Source organism: Streptomyces sp. NRRL F-2664 (genome assembly GCF_000719345.1).
Lineage (GTDB): Bacteria > Actinomycetota > Actinomycetes > Streptomycetales > Streptomycetaceae > Streptomyces.
The window spans coordinates 121762-136942 of the sequence record NZ_JOFX01000020.1 but is presented as its reverse complement, the minus strand read 5'-3'; the positions used below and the strand labels follow the sequence as shown (position 1 = coordinate 136942).

Genomic DNA, 15181 nt, shown 5'->3' with positions numbered 1-15181 from the left:
GGGGGCTTCTGTTGCGTGATCTTCCTTCCTTCACGCTGGCCGGGTACGACAAGGGGCGCGGGCTGCTGACGCAGGTGCTCTGGTTCGCCGTGATGAACACGGTCTTCATGGCCTGGTTCTGTCCGGCCCGGCTGCGGGTCTCGCTGTTGCGGGCCTTCGGGGCGAAGATCGGCGAGGGGGTGCTGATCCGGCACAGGGTCCGCGTGCTGTGGCCGTGGAAGCTCACCGTGGGGGACCACGCGTGGATCGGCGAGGGCGCCTGGGTGCTGAACCTGGAGCCGGTGACGATCGGTTCGCACGTCTGCCTCTCGCAGGAGGCGATGCTGTGCACCGGCTCGCACGACCACCGGGCCGCCGACTTCCGCTACCGCAACGCGCCGATCACCGTCGAGGACGGCGCCTGGGTGGCGGTACGGGCGACCGTGCTGGCCGGGGTGACCGTCGGCCGGTGCGCTGTCGCGGGCGCGGGCGCCGTCGTGCACAAGGACCTGCCGGAGTTGACCCTGCAGACGCAGGACGGGCGGCGCCGCCCGGTGGAGGAGCCGAAGTGAGTGCCGCGATGAGAGTCCTGCACGCCGTCACCCTGCACTCCCCCTCGCACGCCTTCGGGGGGCCGGTGCGGGTCGCACTGAACCTGGCCAAGGGACTGCGGGCCCGGGGCCACGAGGCGCGGCTGCTGGCGCTGGGCGACGGCTTCGACGCGTGGCCCACCTCGGTGGAGGGGGTACCGGCGAAACTGTTCCCGGCCCGCCGGCTGCTGCCCCTCGGCTTCAGCGGGATGACCTCGCCGGCCCTGCTGGCCTCCGCCGGACGCCTGGTGCGCGACGCCGACGTGGTGCACGTCCACCTGGCGCGCGACCTGGTGACCCTGCCGGTGGCGCTGGCGGCGCTGCGCGCGGGCAGGCCGCTGGTGCTGCAGACCCACGGCATGGTGGACCCCAGCGACAAGCTCCTGGCGAAGGTCCTGGACGCGGTGGCGGTACGCCGGCTGCTGCGCGGCGCGGACACCGTGCTGTACCTGACCCCCCACGAGCGGGAGGGCCTGGACGCGGTGGTCGGCGGGCCGTTGGCGAACGCGGTCCGGCTCGTCAACGGCACCCCCGCGCAGGAGGCGCGGCCCGCGCCCGAGGGGGCGCCGCGCGTGCTGTACTCCGCGCGCCTGCAGGCCCGCAAGCGGCCGGTGGACTTCGTGGACGCGGCCCCCGCGGTGCTCGCGGAGCACCCGGACGCGCACTTCGTCGTGGCGGGCCCGGACGAGGGCGAACTGGGAGCCGTACGCGCCCGGATCGCGGGCCTGGGCCTGTCGGACCGGTTCACGGTCCCCGGGGCGCTGTCCGGCGAGCAGGTGCTGGCCGAGCTGCGCCGGGCCCACGTCTACGTGCTGCCCTCGGTGGACGAGCCGTTCCCGATGTCCGTTCTGGAGGCCCTCTCCGTAGGTGTCCCCTCCGTCGTGACCCACTCCAACGGGTTGGCGCGGGACATCGCGCGGACGGGGGCGGGTCGTGCGGTCGAGCCCGGACCTGCGGGCGTGGCCGCCGCCGTCCTGGAACTGCTCGACCCGGAGGCGGGCCGCACGGCCTCGCTGGCCGCGCGGGAGCTGGCCGCGGCCTCCTTCTCCATGGACGCGGTCCTCGACGCGCTGCTGCCCGTGTACGGGGCTGCCCGCGGCCGGTGAGGGTGCGCCGTCGGGTCAGATGACGTCCCGGCGGTGCTCCTCGACCACCGGGATCGCGCCGGCCGCCCGCCGCCGCTTGTAGATGCTGGTGTAGACGGCGAGGCCGATCCCGCCCACCGCCATCATGATCAGGCCGACCAGGTCGAGGTTGACGCTCTCCATCTCCCAGTCGCTGGCGAAGGTGAGGATGGCGCCCACCACGATCAGGCCTATGCATCCGCCGATGCCCATGGGTCCGCCTTCCGGTGTGGTGACTGTGACCGCGCGGCTACCCGCGTATCGGGTACGAAAACGCCCCGCAGGTCCGGAAGTGCGGTCCTGCGGGGCGTCCTTGGGGTCTGCGGCGGTGCGCGCTCCGGGTGCTAGGCCGGGATCCAGGCGTAGCAGCCGGAGGAGTTGAACTCCGCGGTGCCCGCCGGGATGGCGGCCGTGATCCGGTCGCCGGCCTTGGGCGGGGTCTCGGGGCCCGACGCGAGGACGGAGCCGTCCTTGCCCTTCGCCTCCCAGGTGCAGTTCGTGGCCTGGGTCAGCGCCCGGTAGGTGCCTGCGGCGGGCGACGGGCGGGGGCCTTCGGGGAAGCCCTTCTCCGCCGCGGCGAGGATCGGCTTCTGGTCCGGGCACAGGTGCGTGATCGCGTCCTTGGCGCCGGGGATCTCCCCGGTGATGACGGCGCCGGTCGCCGCGTCCTTGTCGCGCTTGGCCGTGCGGGCCACGCGCTGGCAGGACTCCTGGCCGCTCTGCAGGACGGCCGCCGGGTCCGTCTTCTCGGGGACCCGCCCGCTGAGGTACTTCTTCTCCTGCGCGGTGAAGCTGCCCGTCTTCGGCTTCAGTTCGGCGTCGGGCAGGACCGGGCCGGTCGGCTTGGCGTCGGCGGCGGGCGCCGACGGGGCCGGGGTGTCCGCCGGGTCGGGGGCCGCCGACGAGGCCGGCGGCTTAGCCTTCGCGTCTGCGTCGGCGTCGTCCCCGCCCGAGCTGCAGGCGGTCAAGGTCAGGGCGGCGGCGAGCAGGACAGCAGCCGCTGCGGAGCGTCGGTACATCGGATGGCTCCCGTACTCAAAAGGGTGTGCTGTGCACAGGAAGGCGGGGCCCGGCCACGCAGCCGGGCCCCGCTTTCCTGGAGGCGGTTGCTTCGGTGCCGCTACTTCGCGCCGAAGGTGAGGACCAGCTGCGGAGTGCCCTCCGCGGCCGTGGACTCCGAGGACCAGATCCACAGCGGGTCGGAGCCGTTGCTCGTCAGGCCCAGGCTGTAGCTGCTGCCCAGCACCGCGGTGACCGCGGCGGTGTCCAGCTCGACGTTGTGCACCGCCGAGCCGTCCGGCACGCCCGCGATGGTGCCGAGCGGGGTGGCGCCGAGGGCCGGCTTGGTGTTGAACGACGTGCTCGCGCCGCTCCAGGTTCCGGTGACCGGGACCACGGACACGGTGTCGGCGGTGCCGGCACTGGCCTGGGTGCTGGTCTTGAACTGCAGCGAGGCGGACTTCAGGACCTGTCCGGCCGGAGCGGCCGGGAGGTCGAAGCGCAGGTACGACTGGTACAGCGAGCCGCTGCCGCGCACGGCGAGCGAGGTGGCGGTGCCGTAGGCGGTGCTCGGGGCGCCCTGGTTGACGTAGGTGTCCTCGGTCGTCTTCACCGTGGAGACCGTGTCGGTGGGCGCCTTGGCCAGGTCGAAGTGGTTCTTGACCTGGGCCTGGGTGAGGGCCGTCGGGTAGACGGCGGTCTCGTCGAGCTGACCGGCGAAGAAGTTGCTCGTCGGACGGCTCGGCCAGCTGCTGAGGTTGTCACCGCCGACGTGCCAGTAGCCCGCGTAGGTGGCGTTGCTCGCGGCGTTCAGCGTGCCCTTGTTCTGGCCGTCGACGTACAGGGTGATGCCGCCGGGGCCCTGGGTGCCGACCACGTGGTGCCACTTGTTGTCGTTGTACGTCTCGAACAGGCCGGTGGAGACCGTCCGCGTCGAGCCGTTGTAGACGCCGAACACCAGGCGACCGGTGTTGGTCATGTAGAGGTGGCGGTCGTAGGAGCCGCTGTTGCGCGTGGTGTTGTTGCCGAAGCCGATCAGCTTGCCGCCGCGCGTGGTGTTCGTCTTGAACCAGGTCTCGATGGTGAAGGTGCTGCCGACCGACTGACGGCGGTCGCTGTGCACCTGCTGGCTGGTCCCGTTGAAGCCCATCGCCGTGCTGCCGGGGACGGCGCCGGGCGACTGCTTCAGGGCGGGGGCGTTGACCTGGATGCCGCTGCGGTTGCCCGCGACCGAGGAGTCGGCCGTGTACGGGCTGACCGCGTCGTCGTAGCGCCAGTACAGCTCGGCGCCGTCGGTGCGGACCTGGTTCGGGTAGGACTGGACCGACGTCGGGACGGTCACCGAGGTGGTGGCCGACAGAGCGCTGGTGTTCCCGGCGGCATCGGTCGCGGTCACCCGGTAGGTGTACGACTGTCCGGCCTTGACGGTGGTGTCGCTCCAGGAGGCCTGCGGGCGCTCCCACTCCAGCGAGCCGGCGGTGACGGTGGCGGCCGGGGTGGCCGAGCCGTTGCGGTAGATGCGGTACGTGAGCTTGCTGTCGTCCGCGTCGTAGCTGGTGCGCCAGCGGACCTGGACCTCGCCCGGCTTGACGCTGGAGGCGCTGACCACCGGGGTGGTCGGGGCGCCGACGTCGCCGGTGGAGGCGAAGCGGGTCAGACCCTGCTGGGCCTTGCCGTTGATGAGGGTGAACTCACCGCCGACCCACATGTACTTGACGTCGTTCTTCTGCGCCACGGCCATCACGCGCGGGCCGATGCCCTCGCCGAGACCGTCGTTGGCCGTGGGGTGCCAGCCGAGCTTGCCCGGGCCGCGCACGAAGCCGTCCACGGGCGCGGGGGCGGCGCCTTCGTGGTCGGTCGGCTGCGCCAGCAGGAAGTGCCGCTTGCCGTCGGGGAACTCCTGCTCGGTGGAGCAGTCGTGCGCGTGCGAGGAGCTGTACAGGACGCCCTCGTACGGCAGGACGAACTGGGTGGCGCCGAGGCAGCGGTCGCGCCACTTCTCGGTGAAGTCGCTCAGACGCAGGCCGATGCGGCCGTCGAAGACACCGCCGCCGGAGCCCTCGTTGCCCGTGTAGAAGCCGGTGGCGTCGGTGGAGATGTCCTTGACGACCGAGTTCGACGGGATGTTGCTGTAGGTCTTCTTCACGGCGCCGGACGCGGCGTCGACGACGGCCAGCGCGTGGCTGTTGGTGTTGTTGACCGTGAAGAAGTCGCCGCCGAGCAGCACGTTCTTGCCGTCGGGGGTGACCTCGACGGCGCGGCCCGGCTCGTCGACGTTGGCGACGAACGGCTTGAGCGCACCGGAGGTCGCGTCCACCGCGGCGAACCGCTCGCGGGTCTGGCCCTCGACGGTGGTGAAGTCACCGGCCGCGTAGAGGGTGTCGTCCGTGACCGCGAGCCCGCGCACGGTGGCGGGGAAGCCCGGGTGGAACGCTGCCTTGGGGGTGCAGCTCGCGATGTCGATGGCCGCGACGCTGGAGACCGGGGTGCCGTTGACGGCGCCGAAGTAGCCGCCCGCGTAGAGGGTCTTCTGGTCCTTCGAGACGACCAGCGTGCGCACCGTCGCGGTGCCCTCGCCGATGGTGAACGCCAGCTTGCAGGACGTGGGGTTGCCCGTCGCGGCGTCGAGCGCGACGAAGTTCACGGCCTCCCGCTCGGCACCCGCCACGCCCTCGGGCGGGCGGACGGCGGAGAAGGTGCCGCCGGCGAAGACGGTGCCCTCGGCCTGGGCCATCGCCCAGACGATGCCGTCCGGCTGCCAGGTCGGCAGTTCGTCGGCGGTGAATGCCACCGGTGCCGTGATGGCGGACGCCTGCGGCATCAGCACCAGGCCTATACCGGTGCCCGCACCGGCCAGTGACAGTACGAGGGCGGCAGTCAGCCCTCTTGATCTACGCATGAGCCCCCCAGGGCAATCGCCCGGTTTGATGGCTGGAACTATCCGATCAGCCATATGTATCTGGCGCAGACTAGGGCTCACGCGGGGGCCTGGTCACCTCCCTTGACCCGTTGCATACCAACTTGGAATCAAAGGTTCAGCATGGAGGGTGCACTAGGGACATACGGCACGTTTGCCCCGGTCGCGCTGGCTCGGAACCGCCTGCATGACCGGAACACGGCAAATCGTAGGGGAAATATAAGGCCTCAGCGATCGATACGGACCGTTGCGCCCGCCAGTTGGTCCTCGACCTGGCGGATGTCCGCGTCGACCATGATCTGGGCCAGTTCGGTCACCAGGACCGACGGCTTCCAGCCGAGCAGCTCCTGGGCCTTGGAGGCGTCACCGATGAGGGCGTCCACCTCGCTGGGACGCTCGTACTTGGCGTCGTAGCGGACGTGCTCGGTCCAGTCGAGGCCGGCGTGCGAGAAGGAGGACTCGACGAACTCGCGGACGGTCGCGGCCACCCCCGTGGCGACGACGTAGTCGGTGGGCTCGTCCTGCTGGAGCATCCGCCACATGGCGTCGACGTACTCGGGGGCGTAGCCCCAGTCACGGACCGCGTCGAGGTTGCCGAGGTAGAGGTGGTCCTGCAGACCGGCCTTGATGCGGGCGACCGCGCGCGTGATCTTGCGGGTCACGAAGGTCTCGCCGCGGCGCGGGGACTCGTGGTTGAACAGGATCCCGTTGACGGCGAACATGTCGTACGCCTCGCGGTAGTTCACCGTGGTCCAGTATGCGAACACCTTCGCGGCGCCGTACGGGCTGCGGGGGTGGAACGGGGTCTGCTCGTTCTGCGGCGGCGGTGTGGACCCGAACATCTCCGAGGACGAGGCCTGGTAGATGCGGGTGTCGACGCCGCTGGCCCGGATGGCCTCCAGCAGCCGCAGCGCGCCGAGGCCGGTCACGTCACCCGTGTAGAGCGGGGCGTCGAAGGAGACGCGGACGTGGGACTGCGCGCCGAGGTTGTAGACCTCGTCGGGGCGTATGTCGCGGAGCAGGTTCACGAGCGCCACGCCGTCGGAGAGGTCGGCGTGGTGCAGGACGAAGGACCGGTTGGGGGCCTGCGGGTCCTGGTAGATGTGGTCGACCCGCTCCGTGTTGAAGCTGGAGGACCGCCGCACGAGACCGTGCACCGTGTAGCCCTTGGAGAGCAGGAGCTCGGCGAGGTACGAGCCGTCCTGTCCGGTGACTCCGGTGATCAGTGCGGTCTTGCCCATGGGGTCCCCTTGTTGGTAGCTGCTGTGTGTCGTGGTGAGGCGTGGCCTCGGGGTGGTGCGGAGCGGGCCGTCCCGGGCGGCGTGCGGAGCGGTCGGGCCGCGGCGCGGGGGCTGGATGCGTACCGTACACGGCCGGCTTCCTGCGCCCGGTGAGGGGCGCACGGCTCTGTGCTGCGGACGCCGCCCGGTACGCCCCCGGTTCCGGGGCCGCCCGAAGCCGCGGCCGGCGGGTCGGCCGGGACCGCGGTCCGGTCCGGGCCGCGGACCACTGCGGCCCGCCGCGGGAGCGGACTGGCATCATCGGCGGTATGACAAGTTCGCTGCCGCTTCTGCCCCCGAACGCCCGCGTCTTCGTCGCGGGCCACCGCGGCCTCGTGGGGTCCGCGGTCGCCCGCCGGCTCACCGCCGACGGCCACGAGGTGCTCACCCGGGGCCGTGCCGACCTCGACCTGCGCGATGCCGCCGCGACCGGGGCGTACCTGAAGGACGTCCGGCCGGACGCCGTGGTGCTGGCCGCCGCCAAGGTCGGCGGCATCATGGCCAACAGCACGTACCCGGTGCAGTTCCTGGAGGAGAACCTGCAGATCCAGCTCAGCGTGATCGCCGGCGCCCACGGCGCCGGCGTGGGCCGGCTGCTGTTCCTCGGTTCGTCCTGCATCTACCCGAAGCTGGCGCCGCAGCCGATCCACGAGGACGCTCTGCTGACCGGCCCCCTGGAGCCGACCAACGAGGCCTACGCCCTCGCGAAGATCGCCGGCATCGTCCAGGTCCAGTCGTACCGCAAGCAGTACGGGGCCTCGTACATCTCGGCCATGCCGACGAACCTGTACGGCCCCGGTGACAACTTCGACCTGGAGACCTCGCACGTCCTGCCCGCCCTCGTCCGGCGCTTCCACGAGGCCGCCGCCGAGGGCCGCGAGGAGGTCGTCCTGTGGGGCTCCGGCACCCCGCGGCGCGAGTTCCTCCACGTGGACGACCTGGCCGCGGCCTGTGCCGTGCTGCTGGGCAGCTACGACGGCGACGAGCCGGTCAACATCGGCTGCGGCGAGGACCTGACCATCCGCGAACTGGCCGAGACGGTGGCCGAGGTGACGGGCTTTCGGGGGCGGCTCGCCTGGGACACCTCCAAGCCGGACGGGACACCCCGCAAGCTGCTGGACGTCAGCCGCCTGACCGCGCTCGGCTGGAAGCCCGGCATCCCGCTGCGGGACGGCATCGCCTCCACCTACCGGTGGTGGCGCGAGCAGAGCTGATCGCACGGGCGGCCTCGGCCCCTCAGTAGGCTCCGCGACCGTCGACGACGGCGCGGAGCGTACGGCCCATCACGTCGACGTCACTGGTGAAGGACCAGTTGTCGACGTACTGCAGGTCCAGCTGGATCGTCTCGTCCCACGACAGGTCCGACCTGCCGCTGATCTGCCACAGCCCCGTCATCCCGGGCCGCACGGTCAGCCGGCGCAGCTCGACCTCGTCGTACTGGGCCACCTCCTCCGGCAGCGGCGGCCGCGGGCCGACCAGTGACATGTCGCCGAGGAGCACGTTGACCAGCTGCGGCAGCTCGTCGAGAGAGGTGCGGCGCAGCAGTCGGCCCACCCGGGTGACCCGGGGGTCGCGCCGCATCTTGAACATCAGGCCGTCGTTCTCGTTCACCCCGGCCAGCTCGGCCTTGCGCGCGTCGGCGTCCACGACCATCGTGCGGAACTTCCACATGACGAAGGGGACGCCGTCGCGGCCGATGCGCCGCTGGCGGTAGAAGGCGGGGCCGCGCGAGCCGAAGCGGATGGCGAGCACGAGGCCGAGGAAGAGCGGGGAGAGCAGCAGCAGTCCGGCCGCGGCGCCCACCCGGTCGAGGGCCGACTTGAGCAGCGTCTGCACACCGCGGCTGACCGGCGGCGCGACGCGCAGCACGGCCAGTCCGCCCGCGGACAGGGTCTCCAGCCGCTTGACGGAGACCTCCACCAGTCCGGGGAAGACGGCCAGTTCCAGCCCGGCGTCGTGCAGGGCCCAGGCGATGCGGCGCAGCCGCTCCCCCGTCATCCGCACGCCGGGGGCCACCAGCACCAGATCGGCGTGGTGGCTGAGGACCGCGCCGAGGACGGCCGCGGAGTCCACGCCGGGTGCCTCGGGGGTGTCGGCGTCGAGCCGCACCGGCACGGGGACCCCGCTGGCGAGCGGGCCGGTGCCGACGGGGACGACGCCGACGACGACGTACGGGTGGTCGGTGCGGGCGGCGAGGTGGGCGATGACGTCCTCGGCGGCGTCGGGCTCCCCTATCACCAGGACGCGGCTGACGGCCTGGGCCTCGCGGCGGGCGGCCGAGAGGTGGCGGTAGGTCAGTTTGTGGCAGGCGACCGTGATCAGCAGGGCGGGCAGCAGGGCCCCGAGGGCGGACAGCCGGGGCGTGGCCTCCTCGGTCACCACGCGTGCCACGGCCAGGACGCCGATCAGAATCAGCCAGTCATGGAGGACCGGCAGCACTCCGCGGGACTCCCCGAGCGCGCGGGTGGCGTACCGGCGGCGCAGCGCCTGTATGCCGGTCCACGCCACGGCGGCCGCCAGGGCGCAGTGGACGGGCCGGACCTGCTGGGCGGCGTCGAAGACGAGCCCCACGGGGACGGCGGCGCCGACGAAGTCGGCGGCTATCGCGGCCGGGCGGTACCAACGGGCCTTGTCCCCGAGGCGCCGCACCGGCGCCAGGGGCTCATGGGCCGCCCTGGCCACTCGTTGCGCAGGAAAATGGACATGCCTCATGGGCCCCCCTGGCAAGCACATGGTCTATGACGTCGGCAAGTGTCCATGCTTCCCCTGGCAAGGGACATCTGCCGCACCGGCAAACAGTACGACAAACACACGTACGGCAAATGCCGTTTCGGTCAACCCGGTCCCTTGTTGCGCAAGTGTTAGCAACCGGTAGCGGCCGTTCCGAATCCTGGACGCGATGCGCGGCACACGACGGTGAATGGTCCGGATACCGGATACGTATCTTCGAACAACGAACCGTTTCCGGCCAACCTTTTGACGCGACCCTGACATCCGCCGCGCCAGGTGGCACTCTTCGACCGTTCATCGCACCGCACCTGCTCTGCCCGGAGGCCCACCCAGCCATCCGGAACCCCCCTTGCAGAAGGAGTCTGCGTTGAGGTCCACCCCCCAGAGGCGTGCCACCGCGGCGGGCGCGCTCGTTGCCGCGGCAGCCCTGCTCGCCGTAGGTATACAGACCGGCACCGCCACCGCCGACGCCACCGCGTCACAGGCACCCAAGGCCGCCCAGTCCAATCCGGGCGCGGCCAACCGCGTACTCAGCGCATCGGAGCGTGCGACGCTCCTCGCCGAAGCCAACTCGACCACCGCGCAGGCCGCAAAGGCGCTCGGCCTCGGCAGTGGCGAGAAGCTCATCGTGCGCGACGTCGTCCAGGATGCGGACGGAACCACGCACACCACGTACGAGCGGACCTACGACGGACTGCCCGTCCTCGGCGGCGACCTGACGGTCCATGCCAAGAACGGCGTCACCAAGAGCGTGACGAAGGCCACCCACCACGAGATCAAGGTCGCCACGACCGAGGCCTCGGTCACCCCGGCGGCCGCCGAGAGCCAGGCGGTCTCCGCCGCGAACGCCGAGGGCTCGAAGGAGGCCAAGCCGTCCAAGAACGCCCGCAAGGTGATCTGGGCGGCCGAGGGCGCTCCGGTGCTCGCCTTCGAGACGGTCGTCGGCGGCCTGCAGCACGACGGCACGCCCAACGAGCTGCACGTGGTGACCGACGCCCGGACCGGCGCGAAGATCACCGAGTGGCAGGCCGTCGAGACCGGCACCGGCAACACGATGTACAGCGGCCAGGTGACCCTCGGCACCACGCAGTCGGGCAGCTCCTGGAACCTGACCGATGCCGCGCGCGGCGGCCACAAGACCTACAACCTCAACCGCGGTTCGTCCGGCACCGGCACGCTCTTCTCCGGCCCCGACGACGTCTGGGGCAACGGCCTGCCGTCGAACCTGGAGACGGCCGGCGCCGACGCGCACTACGGCGCCGCCGTCACGTGGGACTACTTCAAGAACGTGCACGGCCGCAACGGCCTGCGCAACGACGGCGTGGCCCCGTACAGCCGGGTCCACTACGGCAACAACTACGTGAACGCCTTCTGGCAGGACTCCTGCTTCTGCATGACGTACGGCGACGGTGACGGCAACGCCAAGCCGCTCACCTCCACCGACGTGGCCGCGCACGAGATGACCCACGGCCTGACCTCGGTCACCGGCAACATGACCTACAGCGGCGAGCCCGGCGGCCTGAACGAGGCCACCTCCGACATCATGGCGGCCGCGGTCGAGTTCTACGCCAACAACCCGCAGGACGTCGGCGACTACCTGGTCGGCGAGAAGATCGACATCCGCGGCAACGGCACCCCGCTGCGCTACATGGACAAGCCGAGCAAGGACGGCTCGTCCAAGGACGCCTGGTACTCGGGCATCGGCTCGATCGACGTCCACTACTCCTCGGGCCCGGCCAACCACTGGTACTACCTGGCCTCCGAGGGCTCCGGCGCCAAGGTCGTCAACGGCGTGAGCTACGACTCGCCGACCTCCGACGGCCTGCCCGTCACCGCCATCGGCCGCGACGCCGCCTCCAAGATCTGGTTCCGCGCGCTGACCACCGGTCTGTTCAAGTCGAACACCAACTACGCGGCCGCCCGTACGGCGACCCTGCAGGCGGCGGCCGACCTGTACGGCGCCGGCTCGACCACCTACAACAACGCGGCGAACGCCTGGGCGGCCATCAACGTCGGGCCGCGCATCGTCAGCGGCGTCTCGGTCACCCCGATCGCCAACCAGACCACCCAGGTCAACACCGCCGTGAGCCTGCAGGTCCAGGCCACGAGCACCAACCCGGGTGCGCTGAGCTACGCGGCGACCGGTCTGCCGGCCGGCCTGTCGATCAACTCCTCCACGGGTCTGATCTCCGGTACGGCCACCACGGCGGGCACGTCCAACGTGACCGTCACCGTGACCGACTCGCAGAGCAAGACCGGCACGGCGTCCTTCACCTGGACCGTCGGCACCGGTCAGCAGAACGTGTTCGAGAACACGAACGACTACCAGATCGCGGACAACGCCACGGTCGAGTCCCCGATCGCGGTGACCCGCACGGGCAACGCCCCGAGCACGCTGAAGGTGGACGTGAACATCGTCCACACCTACGTCGGTGACCTGGTCGTCGACCTCGTCGCCCCCGACGGCAGCGTGTACAACCTGCGCAACCGCTCCGGCGGCAGCGCGGACAACATCGTCCAGAGCTTCACCGTGAACGCCTCCTCCGAGGTGGCCAACGGCACCTGGAAGCTTCGCGTCCGCGACGCTGCCAGCCTGGACACCGGCTACATCAACAGCTGGAAGCTCACCTTCTGACCCCTCCGGGGGCGCGTGAGCACCGGCCGCACCGATAGATAGACACGGGGCCGCCCGGGAGAAGACCTCCCCGGGCGGCCCTGTCCCATGTCCGCCCGGTCGGCCGACGGCGCCCGGGACCGGCGGGCGAGGTCCTCCACCGGGGAGGTTCCCCCGCGCGGACACCGCCGAGGCGCGGGGGCGGACGGCCCGCCTCGCCCCCGCGCACGGCGGTGCTACCGCAGCAGCACCCCGCCGCCGTTCTCCGAGTCCGCCGGAGCCGCGACCAGGCCCAGTTCGGCCGGGGTCGCCAGCAGCGGATGCGTCGGCAGGATGCGCACCGTGTAGCCGAAGGGCCCGGTGCGGTCGAGGGCGAGCGGCCCCTCGAAGACCCAGCGGCCCTCCATGTCGGGACCCGCGGCCGGCTTCAGCGGGAAGGTCCGCGCGTCCCGGATCACGTCCTGCGGGTCCACCCGGCCCGCGACCGCCTGCACCTCCACGTCCTGGGGCGCGAGCGCGTCCAGCGACACCTGCACCCTCAGCGTGAGGGTCGCACCCAGCTCGGCCGTGCCGTTGACGGGAGCCGCGGCCAGCGCCTCCACGTGCTCGACGCCCACCCGCGGCCACGCCGCCCGGACCCGGCCCTTCCACCCGGCAAGGTCCCGCGCCGCGTCCGCCGTGAGGCCGCGGTGGGCCAGCGCGGCCGGCGCGTACAGCCGCTCCACGTACTCGCGCACCATCCGTCCCGCGAGGACCTTCGGCCCGAGCGACACGAGCGTGCGCCGGACCATCTCGATCCACCGCACCGGGAGCCCGGCGCGGCCGGCCCGGTCGTAGAAGCGGGGCGCGACGCGGCCCTCGATCAGCTCGTAGAGGGCGTTCGCCTCCAGCTGGTCCCTGCGGTCCTCGTCGGCGCCGAGCCCGTCGGCGGTCGGGATGGCCCAGCCGAAGTCCGGCTCGAACCACTCGTCCCACCACCCGTCCAGGACGGACAGGTTGAGACAGCCGTTCAGCGCGGCCTTCATGCCGCTCGTGCCGCACGCCTCCAGGGGGCGCAGCGGGTTGTTCAGCCAGACGTCGCAGCCCGGGTAGAGCTTCTGCGCCATGGCCATGCCGTAGTCGGGCAGGAAGACGATGCGGTGGCGCACCCGCGGGTCGTCCGCGAAGCGCACCAGCTCCTGCACGAGCCGCTTGCCACCGTCGTCGGCCGGGTGGGCCTTGCCCGCGACGACGATCTGCACCGGGCGCTCCGGGTCGAGCAGCAGCCTGCGCAGCCGGTCGGGGTCGCGCAGCATCAGCGTCAGCCGCTTGTACGAGGGCACGCGCCGGGCGAAGCCGATGGTCAGCACGTCGGGGTCGAGCACGGTGTCCACCCAGCCCAGTTCGGCGGCGGCGGCCCCGCGCTGGAGCCACGAGGCCCGCAGCCGGTCCCGTACCTCCAGCACCAGCTGCTCGCGCAGCACCCGGCGCAGGTCCCACACGTCCTGGTCGGGGATGTCGGCGACCGCGTCCCAGCGCCGCGAGCCGCCGACCGACAGGGCGTCCTCGGTGCGGCCCGCCCCGATCTGGCGGGCGCCGAGCCGGACGACCTCGGGGGCCACCCAGGTGGGGGCGTGGACGCCGTTCGTCACGGAGGTGATGGGCACGTCGGCCGGGTCGAAGCCCGGCCACAGCCCGGCGAACATCTCCCTGCTGACCTCGCCGTGGAGGGTGGACACGCCGTTGGCCCGCTGGGCCAGCCGCAGTCCCATCACCGCCATGTTGAACACGCCGGGGTCGCCCCCGGGGAAGGACTCGGCGCCCAGTTCCAGGATCCGCTCGACCGGGAGGCCGGCCAGCTCCCCGCCCTCGCCGAAGTGGCGGGCCACCAGGCTCCGCTCGAAGCGGTCGATCCCCGCCGGGACGGGGGTGTGCGTGGTGAACACGGTCCCGGCGCGCACCGCCTCGACGGCGGCGTCGAAGTCCAGGCCGTGCTCCCGCTCCAGTTCCCTTATGCGCTCCAGGCCCAGGAAGCCGGCGTGGCCCTCGTTGGTGTGGAACACCTCGGGGTCGGGGTGGCCGGTGATCGCGCAGTACGCACGCACCGCGCGCACGCCCCCGATGCCGAGCAGCATCTCCTGGAGCAGCCGGTGGTCGCTGCCGCCGCCGTAGAGCCGGTCGGTCACCTCGCGGGCCGCTGCGTCGTTGTCCTCCACGTCGGAGTCCAGGAGCAGCAGGGGTACGCGCCCGACCCGCGCCTGCCAGACGTGGGCGTGCAGGGCGCGACCGCCGGGCAGGGTCAGCGAGACGCGTGCGGGGGTGCCGTCGTCCTGGCGGAGCAGGCCGAGCGGGAGTTCGTTGGGGTCGAGGACGGGATAGTGCTCCTGCTGCCAGCCGTCGCGGGAGAGCGACTGGCGGAAGTAGCCGTGCCGGTAGAGCAGTCCCACCCCGATGAGCGGGACGCCGAGGTCGCTGGCGGCCTTCAGGTGGTCCCCGGCGAGGATGCCGAGGCCGCCGGAGTACTGGGGCAGGGCGGCGGTGATCCCGAATTCGGGCGAGAAGTACGCGACGGCGGCAGGCAGTTCCGCGCCGTTCTCCTGGCTCTGGTACCACCTCCCGCCGTTCACGTAGTCATCGAGGTCGGCGGCGGCGACGGCCAGGCGCCGCAGGAAGCGGCGGTCCGCGGCCAGTTCTCCGAGCCTGGCGGCGGAGACGGTGCCGAGCAGCCGGACGGGATCTCCGCCGGCGGCCTGCCAGCCCTCGGGGTCGACGGATTGGAAGAGTTCGCGGGTCTCGGCATGCCACGACCAGCGCAGGTTGCGCGCGAGAGCCGTGAGCGGCAGCAGGGACTCCGGGAGGACGGGGCGCACGGTGAATCGACGGATAGCCTTCACACGTTCCACCTTCGCAGGGGATTGCGGATCGGAGCGGCCGCACCACGCTGTGCACCCGCGCATCACCCCGGGAAG

Annotated in this window: 10 protein-coding genes; 4 read left to right on the top strand and 6 right to left on the bottom strand. The window is 71.8% G+C overall.

Annotation, left to right across the window (positions count from 1 at the left end; genetic code table 11):
• Positions 1–11: 11 nt before the first annotated feature.
• Both IF89_RS0118935 and IF89_RS0118930 read left to right on the top strand, forming a co-directional pair.
• Positions 12–551, top strand: coding sequence for a WcaF family extracellular polysaccharide biosynthesis acetyltransferase (locus tag IF89_RS0118935; RefSeq protein ID WP_030769074.1), 540 nt, complete (start codon positions 12–14; stop codon positions 549–551).
• 8 nt (positions 552–559) lie between these two features.
• Positions 560–1675 carry a glycosyltransferase gene (locus IF89_RS0118930; RefSeq protein WP_030769072.1) on the top strand — a complete coding sequence of 372 codons (1116 nt, stop codon included), beginning with the start codon at positions 560–562 and terminating at the stop codon, positions 1673–1675.
• A gap of 15 nt (positions 1676–1690) precedes the next feature.
• Here the strand turns inward: IF89_RS0118930 and IF89_RS0118925 are convergent, their stop codons facing one another.
• From IF89_RS0118925 to gmd, 4 genes are all read right to left on the bottom strand, one after another.
• Positions 1691–1906, bottom strand: a complete 216-nt coding sequence (locus tag IF89_RS0118925) for a DUF6458 family protein (protein ID WP_030026053.1) — start codon at positions 1904–1906, stop codon at positions 1691–1693.
• Between the two features lie 131 nt (positions 1907–2037).
• The gene (locus IF89_RS0118920; protein ID WP_030769069.1) at positions 2038–2712 is read right to left on the bottom strand and encodes a hypothetical protein; all 675 of its coding nucleotides are present in this window, start codon (positions 2710–2712) and stop codon (positions 2038–2040) included.
• Between the two features lie 101 nt (positions 2713–2813).
• The gene (locus tag IF89_RS0118915; protein WP_030769066.1) at positions 2814–5591 is read right to left on the bottom strand and encodes a DUF7594 domain-containing protein; all 2778 of its coding nucleotides are present in this window, start codon (positions 5589–5591) and stop codon (positions 2814–2816) included.
• 245 nt (positions 5592–5836) lie between these two features.
• Positions 5837–6850 carry a GDP-mannose 4,6-dehydratase gene (gene gmd / locus IF89_RS0118910; RefSeq protein ID WP_030769063.1) on the bottom strand — a complete coding sequence of 338 codons (1014 nt, stop codon included), beginning with the start codon at positions 6848–6850 and terminating at the stop codon, positions 5837–5839.
• Positions 6851–7158: 308 nt separating this feature from the next.
• Here gmd and IF89_RS0118905 point away from each other — a divergent pair, with 308 nt between their 5' ends.
• Positions 7159–8103, top strand: a complete 945-nt coding sequence (locus tag IF89_RS0118905) for a GDP-L-fucose synthase family protein (RefSeq protein ID WP_030769061.1) — start codon at positions 7159–7161, stop codon at positions 8101–8103.
• Positions 8104–8125: 22 nt separating this feature from the next.
• Here IF89_RS0118905 and IF89_RS0118900 read toward each other — a convergent pair whose 3' ends face one another.
• Complete coding sequence (locus tag IF89_RS0118900) at positions 8126–9601, bottom strand: sugar transferase (RefSeq protein WP_030769058.1); 1476 nt, start codon at positions 9599–9601, stop codon at positions 8126–8128.
• A gap of 385 nt (positions 9602–9986) precedes the next feature.
• Here IF89_RS0118900 and IF89_RS0118895 point away from each other — a divergent pair, with 385 nt between their 5' ends.
• Positions 9987–12254, top strand: coding sequence for a M4 family metallopeptidase (locus tag IF89_RS0118895; protein WP_030769056.1), 2268 nt, complete (start codon positions 9987–9989; stop codon positions 12252–12254).
• Between the two features lie 215 nt (positions 12255–12469).
• On the opposite strand, the gene glgP is transcribed toward IF89_RS0118895, so the two are convergent.
• Positions 12470–15106, bottom strand: coding sequence for an alpha-glucan family phosphorylase (glgP, locus tag IF89_RS0118890; protein WP_030769053.1), 2637 nt, complete (start codon positions 15104–15106; stop codon positions 12470–12472).
• Positions 15107–15181: the final 75 nt, after the last annotated feature.

Bases quoted from the DNA above. Each gene is read 5' to 3' on its own strand.
- IF89_RS0118920 (WP_030769069.1), bottom strand. From the start codon at position 2,712: ATGTACCGACGCTCCGCAGCGGCTGCTGTCCTGCTCGCCGCCGCCCTG.
- IF89_RS0118915 (WP_030769066.1), bottom strand. From the start codon at position 5,591: ATGCGTAGATCAAGAGGGCTGACTGCCGCCCTCGTACTGTCACTGGCC.
- IF89_RS0118900 (WP_030769058.1), bottom strand. From the start codon at position 9,601: ATGAGGCATGTCCATTTTCCTGCGCAACGAGTGGCCAGGGCGGCCCAT.
- IF89_RS0118930 (WP_030769072.1), top strand. From the start codon at position 560: ATGAGAGTCCTGCACGCCGTCACCCTGCACTCCCCCTCGCACGCCTTC.
- IF89_RS0118925 (WP_030026053.1), bottom strand. From the start codon at position 1,906: ATGGGCATCGGCGGATGCATAGGCCTGATCGTGGTGGGCGCCATCCTC.
- gmd (WP_030769063.1), bottom strand. From the start codon at position 6,850: ATGGGCAAGACCGCACTGATCACCGGAGTCACCGGACAGGACGGCTCG.
- IF89_RS0118905 (WP_030769061.1), top strand. From the start codon at position 7,159: ATGACAAGTTCGCTGCCGCTTCTGCCCCCGAACGCCCGCGTCTTCGTC.